The following is a 24,537-nucleotide window of genomic DNA, read 5'->3' as shown; positions in this document are numbered from 1 at the left end:
AGCCGGGCGGCGATCACACCTTACTGAGCCAGCCAGGCGTCGAAGCGCTGATTCAGCTCGTCGCTGTAGTCGGCCCAGAACTCATCGTCTTTCTGGAGCGCGGTCGCGAAGTTGGGCCCGTAGGTGGGCATGTGCGGCTCCATCTCGATGCCGGTCTCGGCATGGGTGGAGACATACTCGGAAGACGAGAGACGCGCCGGACCATAGGAGATGTACTGGGCTTGATCGGCCAGCCGCTGGGTGTCGGTGGCGAAGTAGAGATAGTCGCGTACCTTGTCGAGCTTGCCGGTCGGCACCACCCAGCCATCCAGCTCGAATACCTGGGCGTCCCAGATGATCTCGAAGGGCTGATTCTCGCTCACCATCGCATCGAAGATACGACCGTTGTAGGCCGAGGCGAAGGCGACCTCACGGTCCGCCAGCAGCTGCGGTGGCTGCGAGCCCTCTTCCCACCAGATGACGTGGTCCTTGATGGTGTCGAGCTTGGCGAAGGCGCGCTGAATGCCCTCTTCCGTCTCGAGCATGTCGTAGACGTCCTCACGGTCCACGCCGTCGGCGATCAGGGCCCACTCCATGTTGTTGATGGGCCGCCGCATCAGCGCACGCTGGCCCGGATAGTTTTCCAGGTCGAACACATCCTCGATGGTGCTCGGCTGCTTGTCCTCGGGGAACATCGAGCTATTGAAGGCAACGATGTTGGAGTAGACGATCGAGGCCACGAAGCACTCGCCCAGCGCGCCATCGACGAAGTCTTCACTGGCAGGTGTTCCGTCGGGTGCCGGCGCCAGCAGCTCATCGTGATCGAGTGGCTCGATCAGACCTTCGGCACAGGCGATCATGGCATCCGCCGGCAGCATGTCGACCAGATCCCAGGTGACGTTGCCCGCCTGGGACTGGGCGCGCAGGCCGGCCAGGGCGTTGGCGCTGCGGTCGATGTTGACGATATTGTCGCCGGTCTTCTCCATCCAGGGCTCGTGATAGGCCCGCTCCTGACTCATGCTGTAGGCCCCGCCCCAGGAGACGATGTTGAGCGTCTGCTGAGCCTGGGCAACGCTCGCCAGCCCCAAGACCGAGGCGCCGGCCACGGCACATACCATCAGCTTGAGTGCCGGTTTCCCTGCTTGTTGAGTGTCACGTTTCATCGTCCACCTTCCTCTTTTTCTTGTTGAACTGCCATGGGTTCGACGTAGGTCAGGCGTCCAGCGCCCGACAGTCGCTGCTGGACCAGCCGATATCGACCGACTGCCCTGGCCTCAGCGAGGCATAGTGTTTTGCATTGGGGGTCTTGAGGATGAACTCGTCGGTGCCACATACGCTGACCCGTGTGCGCAAGTGGTCGCCGAGGTAGATCACCTCTCTCACCTCGGCGCGAAAGCGGTTGTCGAAAGACACTTCGGCATCACTCGATAAGATGTCGACACGCTCGGGGCGCAGCGAGAGCGTGGTACGCGCACCAATTCCACCAGCGGCAACGGGCTTGGCCAGCACCGTTTCCCCGCTGTCGAGACGCACCTGGCACTTGTCGCCAATCATTTCCGTCACTTCGCCGTAGAGCCGGTTGTTCTCACCGATGAAGTTGGCAACGAAAGCGTTCTCAGGAGCTTCATAGAGAGTTTCCGGGGCTGCCAGCTGCTGCACGACGCCATCGTTGAACACGGCGATACGGTCGGACATGGTCAAGGCTTCGGTCTGGTCGTGGGTCACGTAGATCATGCTGACCCCCAGTTCGGCATGGATGCGCTTGATCTCGTACTGCATCTCCTCACGCAGATTCTTGTCCAGCGCGCCCAGCGGCTCGTCCATCAGCACCAGCTCGGGCTCGAAGACCAGCGCTCGGGCCAGCGCCACCCGCTGCTGCTGACCGCCCGAAAGCTGCGCCGGCCGGCGGTCACCAAAATTCTCAAGACGCACCATGGCCAACGCCCGCGCTACCTTGCGCTTGATTTCCGCCTTGGAGAGACGACGAACCTCGAGCGGGAAGGAAAGATTTTCGGCTACCGACATATGGGGAAAGAGCGCATAATTCTGAAACACCATGCCGATGCCCCGCTTGTGCGGCGGCAGGTCGTTGATGGGCTCTCCCTTGAGCAGAATCTGGCCATGAGTGGGAGTCTCGAAGCCCGCCATCATCATCAGACAAGTGGTCTTGCCCGATCCGGAAGGCCCCAGCAAGGTGACGAATTCGCCCTTGTGGATGTCTAGGTCGAACCCCTTCACCACCAGTTCGACGCCGTCGTAGCTCTTCTGGACATTGATGAAACGGACGAAGTGCGCTTCCGCTGCGTGACTGACTTCTCTTGCGCTGTCATCGCGCGCTTGTTGCAAACTTTCGTTCATGCAGGGTTCTCACTCACAACCAGATCCGGCAAAGCCGTGTGACTTCGCTCACGCAAGCTGGCTGGTTCTTTATCATTGTAGCTACTTACCCTATGCGCTACTCGCTCTCCACCGCAATCCCCACTGTGTCCAAAAAGCGTTGAAGCCAAGGCGGGACAGACGAGACCTTATCGATTACGCATAGTTACCCAATAAAACCTGATGATTACGCTCAATTTCCCCGTTTGATCCTAATTAAAGCAAGCGAGCGGGGGCGCCTCGGCAGGCCAAGTGATTTTCGTGTATAGTTTCTGTCCACAATTAATGCCGCTATGCGTACGGTTCGATAGCGCTATCAGGCTGGCATGGCTCGCCAACGATGCCAGACTTGACGTGGGGGGACTACGGTGTCGTCTTGCACGCCTCGGCATACCTCTTCGATTGCATCGGCTGATTGCATCTACTACACGGCATGCAAAGCAAGGTCATGATTTCCATCGACCTGACCAACTAGATAGAGGGACTTACGCCCTCTTGTTGGTCGCCGGTTCGTCCGGCAACACCGCAACAAACATCACAACACCACCATCCTCGTACCAGGACGTTTCAATGGGAGAGCGTAACGTGGACAACACTTCTCGCGATGAACGCCACAAGGTGGCCGAGACCTCCGAAGGCGTGCCAGCTCCGGAAGGACCGGCCAACTTGATCGATACCGACTACGTCATTGGCCAGGACAATCTGGCCACCGACAAGCTCGGCTTCAGCATCGACCTGCACGGCAAGGTATTTACCATCTCGGCACTGGTCACGGTGTTCTTCGTGGTAATCACCCTTGCCCTGCAGGCCGAGGTCGAGCCGCTGTTCAACGCCATGCGCGACTGGCTTACCGGCAACCTGGCATGGTTCTTTCTTTTGGCCGGCAACATCTTCGTGCTGCTGTGCCTAGCACTGATCGTGTCGCCGCTGGGCAAGGTGCGCATCGGCGGCATGCATGCCAAGCCCGATTTCAGCTACACCGGCTGGTTCGCCATGCTGTTCGCCGCCGGCATGGGTATCGGCCTGATGTTCTACGGGGTATCCGAGCCCATGTCGCACTTCGGGGCGGCCCTGGGCGGTACCACCGTCGAGGATGGCATGCGCACCGACTGGGCTCCTCTCGGCGCAGCCGCCGACGACCCGGAGGCAGCAGCCAGGCTGGGCATGGCCGCGACGATCTATCACTGGGGGCTGCACCCCTGGGCAATCTACGCCGTGGTGGCACTGGCACTGGCCATTTTCTCCTTCAACAAAGGCCTGCCGCTGACCATGCGTTCCATCTTCTATCCGCTTTTGGGCGAGCGGGTGTGGGGCTGGCCTGGGCATGTCATCGACATCCTGGCGGTGTTTGCCACCCTGTTCGGTCTCGCCACCTCGCTGGGGATCGGGGCCTCGCAGGCCTCGGCCGGCCTGAGCTATCTCTTGGGCTTCCCCGAGGGAGACACCACCATGGTGCTGCTGATCCTGGGCATCACCGCCGTGGCCATCGTGTCGATCCTCGCCGGGGTCGACAAGGGGGTACGCCGTCTCTCCGAGATCAACATGATCCTGGCCGTGATGCTGCTGCTGTTCGTGATTCTGGTAGGACCGACCCTATTGATCCTCACCGGTTTCTTCCAGAATCTCGGTGCCTATGTGGTCAACCTGCCAGCCCTCTCCAACCCCTTCGGGCGCGAGGATGCCAACTTCACCCAGGGCTGGACCGCCTTCTACTGGGCCTGGTGGATCTCCTGGTCGCCCTTCGTCGGCATGTTCATCGCCCGTGTCAGCCGTGGCCGCAGCGTGCGCGAGTTCCTGATCGCCGTGCTGCTGGTGCCCTCGCTGGTGTCGGTGCTGTGGATGACCGCCTTTGGCGGCACTGCCATCGACCAGCTGGTCGGCGCCGGCTTCGAAGGCGTGCAGGACGCCGCCCTCGAGCTGCAGCTGTTCGTCATGCTGGGCGAGTTGCCGCTGACGGCGATCACCTCGTTCGTGGGGATCGTGCTGGTAGTGGTGTTCTTCATCACCTCGTCGGACTCCGGCTCGCTGGTGATCGATACCATCACCGCCGGCGGCAAGGTCGATGCGCCCAAACCACAGCGCGTGTTCTGGGCCATCATCGAAGGTGTCATCGCCATTGCCCTATTGCTTGGCGGCGGCCTGATCGCCCTGCAGGCGATGGCGGTCTCCACGGGGCTGCCCTTCACCCTGGTCCTGCTGGTGGCATGTTATGCCATCGTCAAGGGTCTGATGAGCGAGCCTCGCGGCTGATCCTCAAGTCGCCCTGCCAGCGCGGCCACGGAAGGCCGCCCGGTCCCCAGTCTTGTGTCGCGTCAAGTCCAGCGAAGCAACTTCAACCAGCCGAAGCGATAACACGACGCGACCATGGGGATTGAGAAAAAACCCAATAGTCAAGTGGTTCATGCACCATACGGCCACTAGTAACCCGCCACCGCTTCGGGCATATTTCGAATAGATCATTACAACTATGCCGAAGGAGCCGTTCTACGCCCATGATGGCACCCGAAGACGCCTTTCGTCTGCTCGCCGATGGCTTGGGCAAGGCCGGCACTCCCCTCGCGTTCGACCATCTCGTCGAACGGCTCTCTGCCATTTTCGATGGGGAGCATGTGCTTATCGGCAAGCTACTTTCCGATAACGCCACCATCCGCACCGTCGCTTTCTGGTCGCACGGCTCGCTGCAGCCCGCCGCCGTCTACACGCTGGCCGGCACGCCCTGCGAGCACGTGCTGAACGACGAGGTGTGCGAATTCAGCGAGGACGTCTGTCAACGCTTTCCGGACGATGTCATGTTGCGGGAGCTGGGAGTCGAGAGCTACGTGGGCGTTCCGCTGCGCGCCCCCCAGGGCCACCTCGTCGGCCTGCTGGCCGTGCTTTCGAGCCGGCCGCTTGACCTTGCCGCCTATGGTTCGGAGGTGCTGCGGATTGCTGCGGCCCAGGCCGGCGCGGAGATGGCACGCCGTTCCGAGGAGGAAAAGCGGCGCAGCAGTGACTATCGCATCCAGCAGCTCATCTATTGGGACAGCGTCACGGGGCTACCCAACCGGCGCTGCCTGATGGAGCGACTGGAAGAGGCTTGCGAGCAGGCGCGGCTGCGCGACAGCTGCCTGGGCCTGCTCTATCTCGACCTGCAGCGTTTTCGTCAGATCAACGATACTCAAGGCCACGAGCTGGGCGATCAGGTGCTCGCCGAGATCGCCAGCCGCTTCAGCACCCAGGCCGAGGCGGGTGAATTCCTTGCCCGCCTGGGCGGGGATGAGTTCATGGTGCTGCTAACCGATACCCGGCCGGCCGCCATGGCGCACGCCATCGAGCGCTACCGCAACAGCCTGCTGGCGCCGATTCAGCTCTCGGAGCGCAGCTTCTCGATCTCCGCAAGTGTCGGCGCCGCGCTGTTCCCACGCGATGCCGACAACGCGCAGTCACTGTTCCAGCACGCCAGCATTGCGCTCAACCATGCCAAGCGCGACAGCAGCCGCACGCGTTTCTTCACCGCCACCATGGCCGATGAACTGCAGCAGCACGAAATATTGCAGCTGCGATTCAGCGACGCCCTGGCCAAGGACAAGCTGTCGCTGGCCTTCCAGCCTCAGTTCAGCCTCAAGAACGGCAAGTTGATCGGTGCCGAAGCTCTGTGCCGCTGGCACGATGAGATCCTCGGCCAGGTCAGCCCCGGCACCTTCATACCCTTGGCGGAGGAGCAGGGTCTCATCCGGCCGCTGGGCGAATGGGTGCTGGAAGCCGCCTGTCAGCAGATCGAAACCTGGGAGCGACGAGGCAAACCGTTTCCGGGCCGGCTCAGCGTCAACGTGTCCGCCCAGCAGATGGATGACCCACGTCTGGCCGAACATATCCAGCGCATCGCCACCCGGGTTCCCCCCGGCAAGCTAGGACTGGAACTGACGGAAAGCGGCCTGATGCGCAACCCCGAACAGACCGTGCGCATCACACGCGCCCTGTGCAAGGCCGGTTTCAGTCTGGCCATCGACGACTTCGGTACCGGTTACTCCTCTCTCACCTACCTCAAGCGCTTTGCCGCCGACACCCTCAAGATCGACATGTCCTTCGTTCAGGACATGCTCAAGAGCAGCCACGATCACGCCATCGTTTCGACCATCATCGCCATGGCTCAAACCCTGGGCATGCAGACCGTTGCCGAGGGTGTCGAGGAGGCCGAACAGGCCGAGGCGCTACGCGCACTGGGCTGCACCGGCGTACAGGGCTTCCATTTCGGCCGCCCCGTGGATGGCGATACCTTTGCCGAGCTGTGGCTGTAGTCGAGCTTGGCCATCTGCCGAAGGCTCGGCGTCAGGTCCAGAGCTTGCTTACAGGCGTCGCGGCGTCGTAGTGCCTGGCTACCTGCGCCTGGAACAGTTCGGCAGTTGCCAGAGCATCGATCAGCGCATGATGGCCTTGGTAATCCGGTAGCCCATAGCGCCGCCGACTGTCTCCCAGGCGTATCGAAACCGGCGGCCGCCGCATCCAGCGCTGCAGGCGCGCCCACAGCGAGAGCCGGTGCAGCCGCGCTTCCAGCGACATGGTATCGATCATCGGAAACCGCGCCCCTTCCCCCAACCGCGCCTTGATCGCGTCGGCGAGAAAGGGCCGCTCGATATGGCGGAAGTGCACGACGACGATGCGCCCGGCCAAGGCCTCAAGGAGCTCGGGCAGGATCTCGCCGAAATCGGGCGCCTCGGCCACTTCGGTATGCGTGATGCGGTGCAGGGTGATGGAAGCATCGGAGAGCGCCCGGCTGGGGCGCACGACCCAGTAACGTCGCCGTGCCAGCGGAATGCGCGACAGACTGAAGGGCACCAGACCGATGCTGACGATGGCGTGACGCTGAACGTCGAGCCCGGTGGTTTCCAAGTCCAAAGCGACCAGCGGTGCCTCGCCGATCGGCGTCTCGGGCGCGGGACAACCGGCGGCGAAAAAGGTTTTCAGTAGCGGATCGTGGGCTGCGTCGGCACGCTGTTGCAGGTAGGCGGGCCACTCCTGCCCCTGTGAACGCGATGCCAGGCGATGGGACAGCATGCTTCAACGATCCCGGCCGCTGGGTCCCGGTATCGGGTAGCGATACTTGAGGAACTTCTGGGCACGGCTGAGGACCTGAAACGCATCCTTGAGATGGTGGCGCTCGCTGTCGGCGACGTTTTCCGGCTCGATGTTGTTGTCCGGCTCGTGCTCCTGCTGAAGATCGATGACCTGATGGCGAATCCGCACCATGGAGAGCAGCTCCATGGCATGACGCAGCTTGGCATCGACGCCCGGCGCCAACAGCTGTGTAGCGGCAATGTCGTCCAGCCGCTCGAAGCTGTTCTGGGCCCGTGAGCCACAGGCCAGGGCGTGCACGCGGATCAGATCGACCAGCGGCGCCGTGCCCCGGCGCTTTAGGTTGATGGAGTTGTTGTGCTTGCCATCCTTCTCCATCACGAAGGTACGAAAGAAGCCCAGCGGCGGCGTGCGGTTCAGCGCATTGCGCGCCACCGCGGCCAGAAACCGGGGGCTGCGTGGCGCCTTGTCGGCGATGAGGTCCTGTAGCTGCTCGATGTAGGCTTCCTCGCCGAAGGCGCTGTCGAGGTCGAAGAAGATCGAACAGTGCAGCAGGCGCTCAGGGGTGGGCGAGTCGATCCACTCGCTGAAGTAGCGCTTCCACACTTTGAGTGGCTGGCGCCATCTGGGGTTGGTGGCCATGACCTCGCCCTTGCAGTAGGTGTAGCCGCAGGCCGCTAGCCCATCGCTGACGAACTTCGCCAGACTGGCGAAATAGTCGTCATGCCGGGCCGAGTCGAAGTCGTCGGCCAGGATCAAGGCATTGTCCTGATCGGTGACGACGGTCTGCTCGTTGCGCGCCATGGAACCGTTGACCATGAAGCAGTACGCCACGGGCGGTGGACCCAGCGACGCTTCGCCCAGCTCCAGCAGCCGCCGCACGAAGCTGCGCCCGATGGTGGAGAGCGCCGTTCCCACCATCTGGGAGTTGGCCCCCTCTTCCACCATACGTACGAAGGCGACGCGCACGTCCGGGGCCAGCCGCGCCAGCCCTTCGACGCTGGACTGATGAAAGATATTGCTCACCAGGTAGAGGCTGCTGTGCGTCTCGTAGCGGATGATGTCCGAGAGATGGACGATGCCCATCGGCCGCCGACGGTAGAGCACCGGCAGGTGATGGATATTGTTGCGCAGCATGCACAGCATTGCTTCGTGCACGGACTCGTCGGACTGAATCGTGATCAGTCTGCCCCCCGTCAGCTCTCCCACTGGGGTGTCGGGCGGCAGCCCTTCGGCCACGATGCGCGTACGAAAGTCGCTGTCGGTGAGGATGCCCCGCAGCCGCCAGGGGCGGTCCTGGCTGTCGGTGAAGGTGTGGCGGGGATCGTGATCGTCGCCGGGTTCATCGAGGATCAGCGCCGACGATGCCTGAGCCTCGGTGATCTGGCGCGCCGCTTCCTGCACCGTGGCGCTGGCCTCGACCATCACCGGGTAGCGGGTGAGCAGCTTGCGCACCCGGGTGATCATCATATCGTTGGCCTTCTTGTGCTGCTCCACCGCCGCTTCCAACCGCGGGCGCTCCAGCTCGACGAAGTCGGAGAAGTGTTCGTCGGCCTCGCACAGGCGCACGAAGATATCCTCGGGAATGAAGTAGATCAGGGTGTCTTCCAGGGCGCGGGCGGGAAAACGTACCCGATTGTTCCTCAGCAGGCTGAAGTGGCCGAAGATGTCCCCTTCGCCCAGACGATTGTACAGATCGCCCGTGCGGCGCCGCACCTCCACGGCTCCGCTACGGATATAACAGAGTTCATGCAATTCCTGATCGAACTGCAGAATGTCGGACCCCGCCTGGAAGTAGCCCACCTCGACCTGCCCGGCCACCTCGTCGAGCAGCTCATCGTCCAGGGCTTCGAAAGGCGGGAAGCGCCCCATGTGCTGGCGAATCTCGAGTACTTCCGCATCCATGTCGCAGCGGGCTCCCTGTGGCGGTAACGACGTGCCCCGACAGAGTAAAGGGGGGCGAATGCCAAACACAAGAAAGGCCGCTCGAAGCGGCCTTTCCAGTCAGCTTGGCTGATAGCGTCGTTTACGACTGCTCGGCCATCTGCTGCACGCGCTGCATCAGCTCAGGATCCTGCTGGATGGCATGGCCGATGGCATTGAAGGTATCCACATCGAGGCCGTTCTCCTCGACCACTTCGACCATGCGGTCGTTGGCTTCCATGCGCACTTCCTGCTGGGTCTGCTCGTCTTCGGCCGCATGCAGACGCTCGGTATACTCCTGCGAAATCACGGCGATTTCCTGGGAGGCATCGGCAAACTGCTGAAGCTGATCATCGGAGAAGTCCTGAGCGGGTGCCTGCGCTTGCGGCTGGGCTGCCGGGTCCTGGGCGGGATCTTGCTGAGCGTGCGCCTGTGCGGTCATCAGCCCGGCAGTGAGCAGGGCGGCCGAGAACAGTGCAGTCATCCGTTGCATGAATACCTCCAAGGGTGTTGCGGTGAATGTAGGGAGTCTGACGAGCGTAAGCGCTCGGAGTTCAGTTTTTCATGTTACAGAGTGTAATTTTTGACCGTTTCAGTGCGGCGCCCTGAAACAGCGTGGAAAAAGTTAACCTGCTAGCTTTCGCCCCCAACGGCAACCAAGTATCGTCGATATCCCCTCGACTGCATTTCAAGGAACTACTGCCGATGCCAAGCACCGCCACTTCACGCTTCGATGCCGCGTTGCTGGCCAGCATGCCGATACTCTTCGTCGCTCTGTGGAGTACCGGCTTCATCGGCGCAAAGTTCGGCCTGCCCCATGCCGAACCCTTCACCTTCCTGTTCATCCGCTTCGTGCTGACCCTGGCCCTGTTGATTCCCTTGGTCAAGCTGATGGGCAGCGCCTGGCCCACCGGCTGGCGGCTCAAGGGTCATATCGCCGTCTCGGGGCTGCTGGTGCACGGTGCCTATCTGGGCGGCGTCTTCTACGGTATCTACCTGGGCATGCCGGCAGGTCTCACGGCCCTGCTGGTCGGTCTGCAGCCGCTCCTGACCGCGACCCTGGCCGGGCCGATGCTGGGCGAGCGCATCGCCGCCACCCAGTGGCTGGGACTGGCGCTGGGCCTGGTCGGCATCACGCTGGTACTGGGCAGCAAGCTCGACCCGGGCACTGCACTGTTCCAGGGCTTCGGCCTTGGCGCGCTGGCCTGCGTGCTCGTCGCCCTGGCCGGCATCACCCTGGGCACCCTCTATCAGAAGCGCTTCTGCACCGGCATGCCGCTGCTCTCGGGCACGGTGGTGCAGTACCTCTCCTCCGGCACCCTGCTCGGCCTCGGCGCCCTACTGCTGGAGGAGCGGCGCGTCGAATGGACGCTCACCTTCGTGCTGACCCTGGGCTGGCTGGTACTGGTGCTGTCGATTGCCGCCATCCTGCTGCTGATGGCGCTCATCCGGCGCGGCGAAGCCTCGCGTGTGGCCAGCCTGTTCTACCTGGTTCCCCCCGTCACGGCACTACAGGCCTGGTGGCTGTTCGACGAGCGCCTGCCGCTGGTAGCACTGGCAGGCATGGCCGTGACCATCGTCGGGGTCGTGCTGGCAGCTCGCGGTCAGGGGCGGCGCTAGCGGGTAATGACAGATCGGGGCGATCAGAGGGGTAGCGTCAGATACAGAAGGGCGTGTCAGTTGGCGGCCAGCTGCTCGAGATAGCTCGGCCCGCCAAGGTTGCGCATCTGCTGACGAATCCACTGGCTGCGACGCTCAACGTGGGGGCCGGGCCGGGCAGCGTCCCAGGCTCTCGGGTTGGGCAGAATCGCCGCCAGTCGGCTGGCCTGCACTTCATTGATGCGGCCGGCCGAGACGCCGAAGTAGTGCTGGCCGGCCGCCTCCAGACCGAACACGCCGTTATCCCACTCGGCAATGTTGAGGTAGACCTCGAGGATGCGCTGCTTGGGCCACAGCGCCTCGATCAGCACGGTGAACCAGGCCTCCAGGCCCTTGCGCATCCAACTGCGTCCCGTCCACAGGAACAGATTCTTGGCCGTCTGCTGACTGATGGTGCTGGCACCGCGCAGGCGCCCGCCATTGCGGCTCGCCTCCCAGGCTCGGCGCATCTCGTCGACATCGAAGCCGCGATGGATCGGGAAGCGCTGGTCCTCGGCGGCGATCACCGCCAGCTTGGCATGATCGGAGAGCTCATCCCAGGGCCGCCACTGATGCTGGATGGCCAGCGACTCCCCGACCACCCAGGACTGCACCTTGCGCTCCAGCATCACCATGGAGCCGTACACGGGTACATGGCGCAACAGCATGACCGCGAGGATCGACAAGATGACGAAGGCGGCCCCGGCAAGGGCCGCCCATCGCAGCACGCGGCGAAGCAGGACACCAATCATGCAGTGCCCTTTACAGGGGGAGAGTCAGCGCTTGGAGAGATGCTCCGCATGGTAACGCAGGTGCTCCTCGATGAAGCTGGCAATGAAGAAGTAGCTATGATCATACCCCGGCTGGCGGCGCAGCGTCAGGGGGTGATCGTGCTCTTCGCACACGGCCTCGAGCCGCTCGGGCTTGAGCTGCTCCTCGAGAAACTGGTCCGCCTCGCCCTGATCGATGAACAGGTGCTGTGTCGAAGCTCCCTTGGCCACCAGCTCGCAGGCGTCATACTGGGTCCAGGCGCCGGGATCGTCGCCCAGGTAACCACGGAACGCCTTGCGTCCCCAGGGGCACTGGGTGGGATTGACGATGGGCGAGAAGGCCGACACCGAGCGATAGTGGCCGGGTCGGCGCAGCGCCAGTATCAGCGCACCGTGACCACCCATGGAGTGTCCGCTGATCGCCTCACGACCATTGAGCGGGAAGTGCTGGCGCACCACCGAAGGCAGCTCCTCCGCCACATAGTCGTACATGCGATAGTGCTTCTTCCACGGCTCCTGGGTCGCGTTGACGTAGAAGCCCGCCCCCGAGCCGAAGTCGTAACTGTCGTGCTCGCCGGGCAGATCGGTACCACGTGGGCTGGTGTCGGGGCAGATGATGGCGATGCCTAGCTCGGCTGCCACACGATGCGCCCCGGCCTTCTGCATGAAGTTCTCGTCCGTGCAGGTCAGCCCCGACAGCCACCACAACAGCGGCACGCGTTCGGTCTCGGCCTGCGGCGGCAGGTAGATGGCGAACTCCATCTCGCAGTCCAGCGCCCGCGAGCGGTGCCGGTAGCGCTTGTGCCAGCCGCCGAAACTCTTGTTGCTCGAGATCGGCTCGAGGTTCTCGGTCATGCTCATCGTTCGGTCTCCTTACCCTCGCCGCCCAGCGCTATAGGCTGGGCGGCTCGTCAGTCTGGGCGCGAGCGCCTGCTATAGGCGCGACACGCGGCTTCGGGCGTGGCTAAAATGCGGCGCCTGTTAATAGTGGGCGCAGCGCCGGGCGCCTATCAAAAGTGAAGCACCGTACGAATGCTCTTGCCCGCATGCAGCAGCTCGAACGCCTCGTTGATCTGTTCGAACGGCATGTCGTGGGTGATGAACTCGTCGATCTTGATCTCGCCGTCCATGTAGCGCTGCACGTAGCCGGGCAGCTCGCTGCGCCCCTTCACCCCGCCGAATGCCGAGCCGCGCCACACCCGCCCGGTCACCAGCTGGAACGGCCGCGTCGAGATCTCCTCGCCGGCACCGGCCACACCGATGATCACCGATTCGCCCCAGCCCTTGTGGCAGCACTCCAGCGCCGAGCGCATCACGTTGACGTTGCCGATGCACTCGAAGGAGTAGTCGACCCCACCGTCGGTCATGTCGACGATCACCTGCTGGATCGGATCGGAATGCTCCTTGGGATTGACGAAGTCGGTGGCGCCGAACTGCTTGGCCAACGCGAACTTGTCCGGGTTGACGTCGATGGCGATGATGCGACTGGCCTTGGCCATCACCGCGCCCTGGATCACCGCCAGGCCGATGGCGCCGAGGCCGAACACCGCGACGGTGGCGCCCGGCTCCACCTTGGCGGTGTTGAGCACCGCGCCGATGCCGGTGGTCACGCCGCAGCCGAGCAGGCAGATCTTGTCCAGCGGCGCCTCCTTGGAGACCACCGCCAGGGAGACCTCGGGCAGCACGGTGTACTCGCTGAAGGTCGAGCAGCCCATGTAGTGGTGCAGCATCTTGCCGTCGAGCGAGAAGCGCGAGGTGCCGTCGGGCATCAGCCCCTGGCCCTGGGTGGCGCGCACCGCCTGGCACAGGTTGGTCTTGCCCGAGCGACAGAACTTGCACTTGCCGCACTCGGCGGTATACAGCGGGATGACGTGATCGCCGGGCTTGAGGCTGGTGACCCCTTCGCCCACTGCCTCGACGATGCCGGCGCCCTCGTGGCCCAGCACCGAGGGGAACAGCCCTTCGGGGTCGGCGCCGGAGAGCGTGAAGGCGTCGGTGTGGCACACGCTGGTCGCGGCAATACGCACCAGCACCTCACCGGCCTTGGGATCCTGTACATCGATCTCGGTGAGTTCGAGGGGCTTGCCCGCTTCCAGCGCAACGGCGGCACGCGACTTCATACCTTTCTCCTGATGGTTTGGCGTTCCAGTGTGTAACGATTCCTATCAGTCTAGGTGCGTCAGGCGCTATGATGATACTGAAACAGCGACACAACATTATTCCTGCTGTGCAATAATCACGGTGCGCACATGGCTCATTGGGATGGTATCGAAGCTTTCGTGGAAGTGGTCAAGCTGGGCACCTTTGCCGCCGCGGCACGCCAACTTCATGTCTCGAACTCGCACATCAGCCGACAAGTCGCTCAGCTCGAACAGGAGCTGGGGGTTCCGCTGCTCTATCGCACCACGCGACAGATCCATCTCACCGATGCCGGAGAGCGCTACTACGCCCGCTGCCGTGAACTCCTTGACGGCTTTCGCGAAGCCGAAGCCGCTCTGCAGAGCCTGCAGGAAAAGCCTCATGGCATTCTTCGGCTCAGCTGCGCCACCGCCTTCGGCGAGCGCTTCATCGCTCCTCTGGTCAACGACTTCCTCAAGCTGCACCCCCAGTTGGAGATGCGCCTGCATCTCACCAACCGTCAGGTGGACGTCATCGACGAAGGCTACGACGTGGTCATTCGCATGGGCACCCTGCAGGACTCCACGCTGGTGGCTCGGCGGCTGTGCGAGCGGCACGAATATGTGGTCGCCTCGCCCAGTTATTTCCAGAGCGTGTCGCAGCCCCATTCGATAGCGGAATTGATCCATCATCGCTGCCTGATCGGCACCCGGGACCAATGGCGCTTCGATGTCGACGGGCTGCATCGCGAGGTACGCGTGAGCGGCCCGTGGCAGGCCAATTCGGGGCCCGCGCTGCTCGATGCCGCGCTCAAGGGGCTGGGGCTGGCGCAACTGCCGGATTATTACGTCATGCCCTATCTCGCCAGCGGCGAGCTGGTCGAAGTGCTGACGCGGTTTCAATGCCGCGACGCCGGGGTATGGGCGGTCATGCCGCGCCACCGCCAGCATGCCGCCAAGGTGCGCCAGTTCATCGACTTTCTGGTCGAGCACCTACCCCAACGATTGGAGGATGCCTGCGCCACGGAAGTGCAATGAAAGAAGGCACAATAAAAAAAGGCGCCCCTACAGGGCGCCAGGAAGAGGTCTTGCCGACGGCCTTCACTTGAAATTCTTGCGGTACATCTTCATCGCCTCGCCGACGATGCCGCTGCGGAAGCTGAGCACGCAGACCACGAAGATGACGCCGAGAATCGGTCCGACCCAGTTGCCCAGCGGCGACTGCGCCAACATGTGCTGCAGGCTGACCACCAGCCCCGCGCCCACCACCGGGCCGAACAGGGTGCCGACACCCCCCAGCAGGGTCATCAGAATCACCTCACCGGACATGTGCCAATGGGCGTCGGTCAGCGAGGCCAACTGGAACACCACGGTCTTGGTGGAACCGGCCAGGCCGGCCAGGCCAGCGGAGAGGATGAAGGCCACCAGCTTGTAGGCATCGGTGTTGTAGCCCAGTGATACCGCACGCGGTTCGTTCTCGCGGATGGCCTTGAGCACCTGCCCGAAGGGCGAATGCACCGCACGCTGGATCAGAGCAAAGCCGAACAGGAAGATGGCGAAGACGAAGTAGTACATCGCCAGATTGCTGCGCAGGCTGATGACGCCGAACAAGTGACCCCGCGGCACCCCATGCAGGCCATCCTCACCGCCAGTGAAGGGCGCCTGAATGTAGAAGAAGAACATCAGCTGGGCCAGCGCCAGCGTGACCATGGCGAAATAGATGCCCTGCCGACGTATCGACAGCGCACCGAACGCAGCCCCCAGTACCAGGGCGGCAGCCGTACCGATGAGAATGCCAAGCTCCGGGGTCAGCGCCGGGTAGCTCGCCAGCAGATAGCCGGTGACGTAACCGCCGGTAGCCAGGAACGCCGCATGCCCGAAGGAAAGCAACCCGGCATAGCCCAGCAGCAGATTGAAGGCGCAGGCAAACAGCGCGAAGCACAGCACCTTCATCAGAAACACCGGGTAGGCGAAGAAGGGTGCTACCAGGCCAATCGCGATCAGTGCCAGGTAGAAGGCATTGCGACGCAGGTTGGCGCGGCGCTCACGCTTCATGGAGGGCGTCATCGTTTGAGTCGTGGCCATGTCGTCATGCCTCCTTGCCGAACAGTCCGGCGGGTCTTAACAGCAGCACCAGGATCATTACCAGGAAGATCACGGTATTGGCCGCCTCGGGGTAGTAAACCTTGGTCAGGCCTTCTATCAGGCCCATGGCCAACCCGGTGACGATGGCCCCCAGAATGGAGCCCATGCCGCCGATGACCACCACGGCGAAGACCACGATCAGCAGGTTCGAGCCCATGGTCGGCGACACCGGATAGAGCGGTGCGGCCAGCACGCCGGCGAAGGCCGCCAGCGCCACGCCGAAACCATAGGTCAGCGTCACCAGCAGCGGCACGTTGACCCCGAAAGCCTGCATCAGCGCAGGATTCTCGGTGCCCGCGCGCAGGTAGGCGCCGAGACGCGTGCGCTCGATGATGTACCAGGTGGCAAAGCAGACGACGAGAGCCGCCAGCAGTACCCAGGCGCGATACTTGGGCAGGAACATGAAGCCGGTCTGATAACCGCCCTGCAACGCCTCGGGGGTGGGGTAACGCGCACCGGATACGCCGAAGAAGTTGACCAGCGTACCCTCGAAGATCAGCGCCAGGCCGAAGGTCAGCAGCAAGCCATAGAGATGGTCCAGGTGGCCGATGCGACGTAGCAGCACGCGCTCGATCAGCATGCCAAGCAGCCCCACGAAGAGCGGTGCCAGCAGCAGCGCCGCCCAGTAATTGATGCCCAGGTAGCGCATGCCCAGCAGAGTGGCGAATGCCCCCAGCATGTACATGGCCCCATGGGCGAAGTTGACGATCTTCAGCAGGCCGAAGATCACCGCCAGCCCGAGGCTCAGCAGGGCGTAAAAGGCGCCGTTGATCAGACCCAACAGAAGTTGGCCCATGAACACCGCCAACGGCACGCCGAATATCATCGTCATGTCAGATTCTCCTCGCCGTCAGAGGGGCGGCGACCGTGGTCGCCGCCGATCTTGCTCGCTTCAGTTCTGCACCAGCTTGCACTGGCTTTCGGAAAGCGGGCGGTAGGCCTCTTCGGCGGGAATGGTGGCGAGAATCTTGTAGAGGTCCCACTCACCTTCGGACTCGGCCGGTGACTTCACTTCGGCAAGGTACATGTCGTGGATCATGCGACCGTCTTCACGCAAGCGACCGTTACGGGCGAAGAAGTCATTGATCTCCTGCTCCATCATGTATTCACGCACCGTAGCTGGATCATCGCTGCCGGTCGCCTCGACTGCCTGCAGGTAGTGATAGGTGCTCGAGTAGATGCCGGCCTGGACCATGGTCGGCATGCGACCGACGCGCTCGAAGTAGCGCTCGGACCACTCACGGGCCTCATCGTCCATGTCCCAGTACCAGCCGGTGGTCAACAGCAGTCCCTGGGTGGCGTCGAGCCCCATGGCATGCACGTCGTTGAGGAACACCAGCAGACCGGCCAGCTGCTGCCCGGCCTCTACCACGCCGAACTGACTGGCGGTGTTGATGGCATTGACGGTATCGGCACCGGCATTGGCCAGGCCGATGATCTTGGCGCCGGAGCCCTGGGCCTGAAGGATGTAGGACGAGAAGTCGTCGGTGGGGAACGGATGACGCACGCCGCCGACGATCTGGCCGCCGTTCTCTTCTACGACTCGCGTCACATCGCCCTCCAGGGCATGACCGAAAGCGTAGTCGGCGGTGAGCATGAACCAGGTATCCCCACCCTGCTCGACGACTGCCTTGGCCGTGCCGTTGGCCAGCGGGTAGGTGTCGTAGACCCAGTGGATATGGTTGGGCGTACAGTGTTCGTTGGTAATGCTGGAGGCAGCCGAAGCGGAGACGATGCCGAAGCCATTGTTCTCCTCCAGCACCCGGGTAACGGCTATGGTCACCGAGGACGCCACCAGGCCGGCCACCATGTCGACGTTGCGGGTATCGATCCATTCGCGCACGGTGTTGGCGCCGACGTCGGCGCTGTTGCGGTCGTCGGCGCTGAACACCTGGATGGGTGCGCCGTTGACGCTGCCACCGAAGTCCTCGACCGCCATGCGCAGGGCTTCGAGACCGCCGGGTCCGGCCAGGTCTCGATAGGTGCCGGACATGTCCGCCAGGTAGCCGATGCGGAGCTCACCGTCGCTGATTTCCGCCTGAGCGGCAGCCGTCATGGTGGCGGTAAAGGCAAGAGCAACGCTGCTGGCGAGGGTCTTCTTGATGAAGGTCATTTTCGTCTCCATAGCCCGGTTGGGCGGCTTGTTGTTGTGATGCTTCGTTGTGACAGGTACCGCAGATGAGTCGCGCTTCGTCATGGTCACGAAAGTTGTCTACACGCCCAAGAGGGAGTTGAGGTGGTCGCGCTTGGAGGGCAGCTGTGCCGCGCTGATCTCCTCGATGATGCGCCCGTGCTCCATGACGTAGTGCCGGTCGGCCAGCGGCGCGGCGAAGCGGAAGTTCTGCTCCACCAGCACGATGGTCATGCCACGGTCGCGCAGCTTGACCAGTACCTCGGCCAGTTTCTGCACGATGACCGGTGCCAGCCCTTCGGTGATCTCGTCGAGCAGCAGCATGCGCGCACCGGTGCGCAGGATGCGCGCCATGGCCAGCATCTGCTGCTCCCCGCCCGAAAGCCGGGTGCCCTGACTGCGGCGCCGCTCGTACAGGTTGGGGAACATCTCGTAGATCTCGTCGATCGACATGCCCCCCGAACGCACGGTCGGCGGCAGCAGCAGATTCTCTTCCACGTCGAGACTGGCAAAGATGCCACGCTCCTCGGGACAGTAGCCGATGCCCAGGCGCGGAATGCGGTGCGCCTTCATACCGACCGTCTCGGTGCCGTTGATCATGATCGAACCGGTGCGCCGGCCCACCATGCTCATGATCGCCTTGAGCGTGGTGCTGCGCCCCGCCCCGTTGCGGCCCAGCAGGGTCACCAGCTCACCGCGACGCACCTCCATATCGACCCCGTGTAGGATGTGCGACTCGCCATAGAAGGCATGCAGATCGCGGATGCGCAGCATCTCGGCGCCATCATGATCGTTGTATTCGCTGCGTGATGGTTGTTCGACGACCTGGTTCATGCGCTGGTCTCCTCTGCCGCGGCCTCGCTACCCATGTAGGCTTCGCGCACCCGTGGGTCGGCGGAGACCGTCTGGTAATCCCCTTCCGCCAGCACGGCGCCGCGCGCCAATACGGTGATGCGGTCACACAGCCGGCTCACCACGCTGAGGTTGTGCTCCACCATCAGCACCGTGCGGCCCTGCGCCACGCGGCGGATCAGCGCAACGATACGGTCGACGTCTTCCGCCCCCATGCCTTGGGTCGGCTCGTCGAGCAGCATCAGCGTCGGGTTCATGGCCAGGGTCGTGGCCACCTCGAGCGCACGCTTGCGCCCGTAGGGCATCTCCACCGTCAGCACGTCGGCATACTCACGCAGGCCAACCTCATCGAGCAGCTCGATGGCGCGGTCATTGAGGTGGTCGAGGGTGCGCTCCGACTTCCAGAAATGAAAGGAGGTGCCGATGGGGCGCTGCAGCGCCACGCGCACGTTCTCCAGCGCGGTCATGTGGGCGAACACCGCCGAAATCTGGAAGGAACGCACCATGCCCATGCGGGCGATCTCGTTGGCCTTCATGCCGGTGATCGGCTTGTCGCGGTAGAGAATTTCGCCACGGGTCGGCGGCAGGAACTTGGTGAGGAGATTGAAGACGGTCGTCTTGCCGGCACCGTTGGGACCGATCAAGGCGTGGATATGCCCCTCCCGGACCTGCAGGTTGACCTCGTCCACGGCGGTGAAACCGCGGAACTGCTTGGTCAACCCGCGAGTTTCCAGTATGAACTCCTGGGTCATGTGACGTCCTCTCTGGATCGCCCACGCGATCCATGCTGATTTGTTGTCGTTGTCGTGAAGGCTGTGGCGGCGCTTGGCCCAACCTGGGACTTCTAACCTTTACGTTAACGTAAGCTAGAGGAGACACAACCGCGGGGCAACCGTTCAAGAGTCGAACTCGACCAATGGTGTAGATCTAAAAGCATGTTGTTAGTTTGCAAACGAAAACGCGATGCCGCAGGGGCATCGCGTCACGCTCTTCACTATTACAGCCAAGGGGCTGTTCTGACGACCTCTTTCAGCACTCGATGGCGTTCACGGCCAGGCCACCGCGGGACGTTTCCTTGTACTTGTCCTGCATGTCGCGCCCGGTATCGCGCATGGTGCGAATTGCCTTGTCGAGTGAAATGAAATGCTCGCCGTCCCCACGTAGCGACATCTGAGCGGCATTGATCGCCTTGACCGAAGCGATGGCGTTGCGCTCGATGCAGGGGACCTGAACCAGGCCGCCCACCGGGTCGCAGGTCAGTCCAAGGTTGTGCTCCAGGCCGATTTCGGCGGCATTCTCCACCTGTGCCACGCTGCCCCCCATCACCTCGGCCAGTCCGGCGGCAGCCATGGCGCAAGCCGAGCCGACTTCACCCTGACACCCTACCTCGGCGCCGGAGATGGATGCGTTCTTCTTGCACAGGATTCCCACCGCACCGGCGGCCAGCAGGAAATCGACCACGTCGCGTTCGCAGGCGCCGGGCTGGAACTTCATGTAGTAATGCAGGACGGCCGGAATGATGCCAGCCGCCCCGTTGGTGGGTGCCGTGACCATACGCCCGCCCGCAGCGTTCTCCTCGTTCACCGCCAGGGCAAAGACGTTGACCCAGTCCATGGCGCCGAAGGTCGAAGCAATCAAGCTCTGGTCGTCACGCGTCGCCAGCAGACGGCGATGCAGCGCAGCGGCACGGCGCTTGACGTTGAGCCCGCCGGGAAGCACGCCTTCCTGCTGCAATCCTTTGTCGACGCAGGCCTGCATGGCCTGCCAGATCTGCCACAGGCCGTCACGAATCTCGGCTTCGCTGCGCCAGGCCTTCTCGTTCTCCAGCATCAGCTCGCTGATTCGCATGTCATGCATGCGGCACAGCGCCATCAGCTCGGCGGCGGAGTTGAAGTCGTAAGGCAGCACGGTGGAATCCTGATCCAGCTCACCGCGCTCGGCCTGGCCCTCGTCGATGACGAAGCCGCCACCCACCGAGTAGAAAGTGTTGCGCCACAGCTCCTCGCTATGACCGTGTGCCACCAGCGTCATCGCATTGGGGTGATAGGGCAGGCACTCTTCGTACCACTGCAGGTCGCGGGTCCAGAGGAACGGAATGGCCAGGCGCCCGTCCAGCATCAGCGTGTTGGTTTCCAGCAGCTCTTCGATGCAGGGCGTGACGATGGCGGGATCGATCCGGTCAGGGCGTTCGCCCATCAGTCCCATGATCACTGCGCGGTCGGTGGCGTGCCCCTTGCCGGTGGCGCTCAGCGAGCCGAACAGCTTCACCTCGATACGGGCCACGCGCTCGACCAGGTCCCGCTGGCGCAGCTCCTCGACGAAGTCGTGGGCAGCCCGCATGGGCCCCACGGTATGAGAGCTGGACGGACCGATACCGATCTTGAACAGGTCGAACACACTGATGGCCATGATTCACCTCGCAAGTCGCCAGTCATGCCAGGTACCATGACGCCCATGGATCAGCCTGACTAAAACATGTTTGCTTGTAAGCAAGTATGGCATAAGGTTGACGTCGAAGGGCTCGCCGAGCAACCGAGAATAACTCCTTCCAGCTATAGCAAAACTAAACCATGAGTCGACTGCTGCATGCCCAAACCCACGCCTGGCTGAAAGTCTTCGCCATCAGCGCACGCCACCTCTCGTTCACCCGGGCGGCAGAAGAGCTGCACGTCACCACCGGCGCGGTGAGCCAGCAGATCAAGCAACTGGAGGAGCGGCTCGGCTTCAAGCTCTTTCGGCGCCTGCCACGACGCCTGGAGCTCACCGAGGAGGGCAAGCGGCTGGCCGCCGTGGTGGACGAGGCCTACCAGTCGGTCGGCCTCGAGGTGAAGCGCCTGCGCAGCGGCGTGATGAGCGGCGAGATTCGCTTGCGCAGCGTGCCGGCCTTTCTCAGCAAGTGGCTGATGCCGCGCCTGCCGAGGCTCCAGGCCCGTTTTCCCGATATCGAACTGCAGGTCATCGCCGAAGACAGCAGCCTGTCGCTACGCGAAGGCGAGTTCGATCTGGCGATCGACCTCAACGACGGCCACTATCCGGGCCTGGCCATCACTCCACTGATGGAGGAGGTGATCTTCCCGGTCTGCGCCCCCGGCCTGATGCGCCGGCGCCCGCCGCTTTCCAGCCCCAGCGACCTGGCCTGGTACCCGCTGCTGCACGATATCACCGCCTGGCGCGGCGGGAGTCCCTATGCCGAGTGGGAACACTACCTGCAGACCATCGAAGCCCCACCGCTCAACGTGCGCCGCGGCTACACCTTCAATCGGCACCGGCTGGCCCTGGAGGCGGCCGTCGCCGGCATGGGAGTCGCCATTGCACGCCAGGCGCTGCTCACCGACGAACTCAAGACGGGGGCGCTGATCGCCCCGTTCCCCGCCCGCATCCCCACCGGCAAGCGTTACGGCATCGTGCATACCAGTGGCGCACTGGACGATCGTCGCGTCGCAGCCGTGCACGACTGGATCGTGGAAGAGGCCCAGCGCCACGTAAACTCCCATGCTTGACGCCCCGGCACCGCCAAAAAAAAACCGCGGCCGTCGGGCCGCGGTTTTTCCACATCGGGTGATCGCGCTTACTCGTCGAGGAACGAGCGCAGCGGCTCCGAGCGACTCGGGTGGCGCAGCTTGCGCAGCGCCTTGGCCTCGATCTGACGAATCCGCTCGCGGGTCACGTCAAACTGCTTGCCGACCTCCTCGAGGGTGTGGTCGGTGTTCATGTCGATACCGAAACGCATGCGCAGCACCTTGGCCTCACGAGCGGTCAACCCGCCGAGCACGTTGCGGGTGGCCTCGATCAGCCCCTCGCCGGTGGCGAGGTCGACCGGCAGCTGCATGGTGCTGTCCTCGATGAAGTCGCCCAGGTGCGAGTCGTCGTCGTCACCGATGGGGGTCTCCATGGAGATCGGCTCCTTGGCGATCTTGAGCACCTTGCGCACCTTGTCCTCGGGCATCTCGAGACGCTCGCCCAGCTCCTCCGGCGTCGGCTCGCGACCCATCTCCTGCAGCATCTGGCGCGACACGCGATTGAGCTTGTTGATGGTCTCGATCATGTGCACCGGAATCCGGATGGTGCGCGCCTGATCGGCGATCGAGCGGGTGATCGCCTGACGAATCCACCAGGTGGCGTAGGTCGAGAACTTGTAGCCGCGGCGGTACTCGAACTTGTCCACCGCCTTCATTAGACCGATGTTGCCCTCCTGGATCAGGTCCAGGAACTGCAACCCGCGGTTGGTGTACTTCTTGGCGATGGAGATCACCAGACGCAGGTTGGCCTCGACCATCTCCTTCTTGGCCCGGCGCGCCTTGGCCTCGCCGATGGAGAGGCGACGATTGATCTCCTTCAGCTCCGGCACGGGCAGCTGCACCATCTCCTCCTCGAAGGCGATGCGCCGCTGGGCGCGCTGAATGTCGGCCCGCAGCGGCTCGAGGCGCTCGGCGAACTTGGCATTCTCTGCGATGAACTCATCGAGCCACTCCTGGCGCGACTCGTTACCGGGAAACGCCTTGATGAAGCTCTTGCGCGGCACCTTGGCCAGCTTGACGAAAAGCTGCATCACCGCCTTTTCCTGGGTGCGAATCTGCTCGACGCTGATACGCACCTGGCCGACCAGGCGCTCGAAATGCTTGGGCACCAGCTTGATCGGCGAGAACAGCTCCGCCAGGCGATCCATCTCGACCCGTGCCTGTTCGCTGCCACGGCCATGCTTGGCCAAGGCTTCCCGCACCAGTTCGTTCTGCTCACGAATCTGCTCGAAACGCGCCCTCGCCTCTTCCGGGTCGGGGCCGCCGGAGCTCTCCTCCGCTTCGCTGGTGTCCGCGTCGTCTTCGGCATCGTCGGCATCGGCATCGGCGTCATCGGCGTCGCTGTCGTCGCTGACCAGCTCTTCGGGCACTTCAGCCTCGGCCACGCCCGGGATGCCTTCGTCAGGATCGATGAAGCCGGAGAAGAGGTCGGACAGTCGTCCCGGCGCCTCTTCGTCCTGGGTGGCATCGTAGGCCTCGAGAATCGAGTCCACCGCGCCCGGCAGCCAGGCCAACGCGGACATCACTTCGCGGGTGCCTTCCTCGATGCGCTTGGCAATTTCGATCTCACCCTCGCGGGTCAGCAGCTCCACGGTGCCCATTTCGCGCATGTACATGCGCACCGGATCGGTGGTCCGGCCGACGTCGCTCTCCACCGCCGCCAGAGCAGCCACGGCCTCCTCGGCGGCCGACTCGTCGGCGGAGTGATCGGACATCATCAGGGTATCTTCATCGGGCGCTTCCTCGACGACGCTGATACCCATGTCGTTGATCATGCCGATGATGTCTTCCACCTGATCGGGATCGGCAATATCCTCGGGAAGATGGTCGTTGACCTCGGCATAGGTCAGGTAGCCCTGTTCCTTGCCACGCGCGATCAACTCCTTCAGACGTGACTGCTGCTGCGCATTTCCAGCCATAGAAACCCTATCTCGACGAAGAAGAATGAAGCACCTGAAGCGCTGGGGTGGAGAAAACTCATGAAGCCCAATAGTATAGCGGGAAACAGTGCGAACCCGCCAGTACGGCCCATTTGC

The 24,537-nt window shown here is 63.1% G+C and carries 20 protein-coding genes; 5 read left to right on the top strand and 15 right to left on the bottom strand.

The window, feature by feature from the left end; translation table 11 throughout:
- Positions 1–20 precede the first annotated feature (20 nt).
- Both HOP53_RS16205 and HOP53_RS16200 read right to left on the bottom strand, forming a co-directional pair.
- Positions 21–1,142 carry an extracellular solute-binding protein gene (locus tag HOP53_RS16205; protein WP_234270983.1) on the bottom strand — a complete coding sequence of 374 codons (1,122 nt, stop codon included), beginning with the start codon at positions 1,140–1,142 and terminating at the stop codon, positions 21–23.
- Between the two features lie 49 nt (positions 1,143–1,191).
- On the bottom strand, positions 1,192–2,337 hold the full coding sequence (locus tag HOP53_RS16200; protein ID WP_234270982.1) for an ABC transporter ATP-binding protein: 1,146 nt from the start codon (positions 2,335–2,337) through the stop codon (positions 1,192–1,194).
- A gap of 588 nt (positions 2,338–2,925) precedes the next feature.
- Here HOP53_RS16200 and HOP53_RS16195 point away from each other — a divergent pair.
- Both HOP53_RS16195 and HOP53_RS16190 read left to right on the top strand, forming a co-directional pair.
- The gene (locus HOP53_RS16195; protein WP_234270981.1) at positions 2,926–4,605 is read left to right on the top strand and encodes a BCCT family transporter; all 1,680 of its coding nucleotides are present in this window, start codon (positions 2,926–2,928) and stop codon (positions 4,603–4,605) included.
- A gap of 242 nt (positions 4,606–4,847) precedes the next feature.
- On the top strand, positions 4,848–6,632 hold the full coding sequence (locus tag HOP53_RS16190; protein ID WP_234270980.1) for a putative bifunctional diguanylate cyclase/phosphodiesterase: 1,785 nt from the start codon (positions 4,848–4,850) through the stop codon (positions 6,630–6,632).
- Between the two features lie 31 nt (positions 6,633–6,663).
- Here HOP53_RS16190 and HOP53_RS16185 read toward each other — a convergent pair whose 3' ends face one another.
- The 3 genes from HOP53_RS16185 to HOP53_RS16175 all read right to left on the bottom strand — a co-directional run bounded on the left by HOP53_RS16185 (position 6,664) and on the right by HOP53_RS16175 (position 9,823).
- Positions 6,664–7,389, bottom strand: a complete 726-nt coding sequence (locus HOP53_RS16185; RefSeq protein ID WP_234270979.1) for a 3'-5' exonuclease — start codon at positions 7,387–7,389, stop codon at positions 6,664–6,666.
- Positions 7,390–7,392: 3 nt separating this feature from the next.
- On the bottom strand, positions 7,393–9,312 hold the full coding sequence (locus tag HOP53_RS16180; protein WP_234270978.1) for a DUF294 nucleotidyltransferase-like domain-containing protein: 1,920 nt from the start codon (positions 9,310–9,312) through the stop codon (positions 7,393–7,395).
- Positions 9,313–9,433: 121 nt separating this feature from the next.
- A complete protein-coding gene (locus tag HOP53_RS16175; protein ID WP_234270977.1) occupies positions 9,434–9,823 on the bottom strand; it encodes a DUF4168 domain-containing protein in 390 nt (129 codons plus the stop codon).
- A 212-nt stretch (positions 9,824–10,035) separates the two neighbouring features.
- Between HOP53_RS16175 and HOP53_RS16170 the strand changes: the two genes are divergently transcribed.
- Complete coding sequence (locus tag HOP53_RS16170; protein WP_234270976.1) at positions 10,036–10,950, top strand: DMT family transporter; 915 nt, start codon at positions 10,036–10,038, stop codon at positions 10,948–10,950.
- A gap of 56 nt (positions 10,951–11,006) precedes the next feature.
- On the opposite strand, the gene mtgA is transcribed toward HOP53_RS16170, so the two are convergent.
- From mtgA to HOP53_RS16155, 3 genes are all read right to left on the bottom strand, one after another.
- Positions 11,007–11,720 carry a monofunctional biosynthetic peptidoglycan transglycosylase gene (gene mtgA, locus HOP53_RS16165; protein ID WP_234270975.1) on the bottom strand — a complete coding sequence of 238 codons (714 nt, stop codon included), beginning with the start codon at positions 11,718–11,720 and terminating at the stop codon, positions 11,007–11,009.
- Between the two features lie 24 nt (positions 11,721–11,744).
- Positions 11,745–12,599, bottom strand: coding sequence for an S-formylglutathione hydrolase (gene fghA, locus HOP53_RS16160; protein WP_234252759.1), 855 nt, complete (start codon positions 12,597–12,599; stop codon positions 11,745–11,747).
- A 149-nt stretch (positions 12,600–12,748) separates the two neighbouring features.
- Entirely contained in the window at positions 12,749–13,858 is a 1,110-nt protein-coding gene (locus HOP53_RS16155; protein WP_234270974.1) for an S-(hydroxymethyl)glutathione dehydrogenase/class III alcohol dehydrogenase, read from the bottom strand.
- A 129-nt stretch (positions 13,859–13,987) separates the two neighbouring features.
- Here HOP53_RS16155 and HOP53_RS16150 point away from each other — a divergent pair, with 129 nt between their 5' ends.
- A complete protein-coding gene (locus HOP53_RS16150) occupies positions 13,988–14,893 on the top strand; it encodes a LysR family transcriptional regulator (protein ID WP_234270973.1) in 906 nt (301 codons plus the stop codon).
- A gap of 63 nt (positions 14,894–14,956) precedes the next feature.
- On the opposite strand, the gene HOP53_RS16145 is transcribed toward HOP53_RS16150, so the two are convergent.
- From HOP53_RS16145 to HOP53_RS16120, 6 genes are all read right to left on the bottom strand, one after another.
- Positions 14,957–15,940 carry a branched-chain amino acid ABC transporter permease gene (locus tag HOP53_RS16145; protein ID WP_234270972.1) on the bottom strand — a complete coding sequence of 328 codons (984 nt, stop codon included), beginning with the start codon at positions 15,938–15,940 and terminating at the stop codon, positions 14,957–14,959.
- A gap of 4 nt (positions 15,941–15,944) precedes the next feature.
- On the bottom strand, positions 15,945–16,832 hold the full coding sequence (locus HOP53_RS16140; protein ID WP_010629602.1) for a branched-chain amino acid ABC transporter permease: 888 nt from the start codon (positions 16,830–16,832) through the stop codon (positions 15,945–15,947).
- A 60-nt stretch (positions 16,833–16,892) separates the two neighbouring features.
- Positions 16,893–18,113, bottom strand: a complete 1,221-nt coding sequence (locus tag HOP53_RS16135) for an ABC transporter substrate-binding protein (protein WP_234270971.1) — start codon at positions 18,111–18,113, stop codon at positions 16,893–16,895.
- A 99-nt stretch (positions 18,114–18,212) separates the two neighbouring features.
- Positions 18,213–18,965 carry an ABC transporter ATP-binding protein gene (locus HOP53_RS16130; RefSeq protein WP_010629604.1) on the bottom strand — a complete coding sequence of 251 codons (753 nt, stop codon included), beginning with the start codon at positions 18,963–18,965 and terminating at the stop codon, positions 18,213–18,215.
- A complete protein-coding gene (locus HOP53_RS16125; protein ID WP_234270970.1) occupies positions 18,962–19,735 on the bottom strand; it encodes an ABC transporter ATP-binding protein in 774 nt (257 codons plus the stop codon). The genes HOP53_RS16130 and HOP53_RS16125 overlap by 4 nt, the downstream gene beginning before the upstream one ends.
- Before the next feature lie 277 nt (positions 19,736–20,012).
- Entirely contained in the window at positions 20,013–21,392 is a 1,380-nt protein-coding gene (locus tag HOP53_RS16120) for an L-serine ammonia-lyase (protein ID WP_234270969.1), read from the bottom strand.
- Positions 21,393–21,553: 161 nt separating this feature from the next.
- Here HOP53_RS16120 and HOP53_RS16115 point away from each other — a divergent pair, with 161 nt between their 5' ends.
- Positions 21,554–22,483, top strand: coding sequence for a LysR substrate-binding domain-containing protein (locus tag HOP53_RS16115; RefSeq protein WP_234270968.1), 930 nt, complete (start codon positions 21,554–21,556; stop codon positions 22,481–22,483).
- Between the two features lie 68 nt (positions 22,484–22,551).
- On the opposite strand, the gene rpoD is transcribed toward HOP53_RS16115, so the two are convergent.
- A complete protein-coding gene (gene rpoD / locus HOP53_RS16110) occupies positions 22,552–24,420 on the bottom strand; it encodes an RNA polymerase sigma factor RpoD (protein WP_234270967.1) in 1,869 nt (622 codons plus the stop codon).
- Positions 24,421–24,537: the final 117 nt, after the last annotated feature.

Origin of the sequence: Billgrantia ethanolica, from assembly GCF_021404305.1 — a bacterium.
Taxonomy (GTDB): domain Bacteria; phylum Pseudomonadota; class Gammaproteobacteria; order Pseudomonadales; family Halomonadaceae; genus Halomonas; species Halomonas ethanolica.
The sequence above is the reverse complement of the archived record's forward strand: the minus strand, read 5'-3'. Positions and strand labels throughout refer to the sequence as shown.